Source organism: Staphylococcus agnetis (assembly GCF_002901865.1).
GTDB lineage: Bacteria > Bacillota > Bacilli > Staphylococcales > Staphylococcaceae > Staphylococcus > Staphylococcus agnetis.
In genome coordinates this window covers 1-1,350 of record NZ_PPQF01000085.1, presented here as the reverse complement: position 1 = coordinate 1,350, position 1,350 = coordinate 1, and the positions used below count along the sequence as shown (strand labels likewise).

Annotated in this window: 2 protein-coding genes; both read left to right on the top strand. The window is 28.8% G+C overall.

All coding sequences use genetic code 11. The features are described from left to right. The first annotated feature begins 92 nt into the window (after positions 1-92). A complete protein-coding gene (gene isaB / locus CD172_RS11205) occupies positions 93-590 on the top strand; it encodes an immunodominant staphylococcal antigen IsaB family protein (protein ID WP_169925247.1) in 498 nt (165 codons plus the stop codon). Between the two features lie 69 nt (positions 591-659). Then, entirely contained in the window at positions 660-866 is a 207-nt protein-coding gene (locus CD172_RS11200) for an SDR family NAD(P)-dependent oxidoreductase (RefSeq protein ID WP_103346400.1), read from the top strand. Positions 867-1,350: the final 484 nt, after the last annotated feature.

The window sequence follows — 1,350 nt, the reverse complement described above, 5'->3', positions numbered from 1 at the left end:
TTACTAAAACACTTTCAATAATCTAAGTGTATTAAAACTGTACTGAAAATAAATAACATTAATAAAATTATATATATAAGGTGGTAATCAATATGAACAACTTAAATAAATTCATTCTTTCTGGTGTCGTGGTACTTGGATTAACCCTTGGTATGGGCCATATGGCAGACTTCAATACACACGCCGATGCACACGCTGCACAAAAACCATATTATACTTATAAAGGTTATACATCAGCGAGCAGTAAATTTGTCCTCGACAAACACTTCGTAAATAGCCTTAAATACGACAATTTAGTTATGAACGGTTATAAAATCACAAAGACAAAGCAAATCACTCAAAAAGAAATGAAGAAAGATGACCAAACTTTCTATAATGTAAGTAATAAAAAAGCAAACGCTGTGATGTTTGCGTTAAGTCCAAAGACTGTTTCAACTAAAGCGTTAGTGAATGTTTATGGTCAGCCTAAACAAAAACCTGTTGAATCAGCACAAGGTTCAGTTTATAACTATCAAATTGGTAAGAAAACAATCGAATTTTTTGTAAAAGATGGTTATGTATACGCTGCACAAATCACAGCAATGAATTAATACGCATTATCAGAGGGCACAAATTTGAAAGCCCTCTTTTTTCATAAAATAAAATCATTTGGAGGTATTATGAATAAACATTTTGTAGTAACCGGCGGAACAAGTGGTCTTGGCTTGGAGATTGTTAGAAATTTATTACACAATAATATAAAAGTAACCCTACTCGCTAGAGATATTAATAAATGTAAAACTTTATTTAATGAGGATGGACACTATAAAATATTTACAGAGAAACAATCAAGTAAATCTGGTGAACATAGCTCGATCTGTCTATAGATATTGAATTTATCAGAATATAAATTCTCTTTGACGCGGTGACGAAAGATTGTTTATAGCATAATTATTATGAAGTTATTAAAACTGTAAGTGATTAAATGACAAATGATTGCAATTGTTGACTACCAACCTTCCAATGATGAATGAAATAAATAGTAATCCTTTTTAGATTAATTTTGAAAGATTTAGTCATGCAAATTTTACAATGGATTTAGAACAAGAAAGAATTGAAAGCAATTTTTTCTATAAAAATGAGAATTTCTCATAGTGAATTAAAATATATAGCAGTAAGCTAAAAACTTATGAATGTGTATGTGATAATGAATAGTTTTTTCTGGCTTAGCAATAGAGCCCTTTATTTTAAATCGCTCTAATAAACATTTTAATAAACTCTTTATTTTTATATAATTTTTTAATTACGAGAACACATACCAAATTAATGTCGTTGTATGCTTTTGACTTTTTTAATATAATATTATACCAT

Excerpts from the sequence above, each read along its gene's own strand:
- CD172_RS11200 (WP_103346400.1), top strand. The coding sequence starts at position 660 with ATGAATAAACATTTTGTAGTAACCGGCGGAACAAGTGGTCTTGGCTTG.
- isaB (WP_169925247.1), top strand. The coding sequence starts at position 93 with ATGAACAACTTAAATAAATTCATTCTTTCTGGTGTCGTGGTACTTGGA.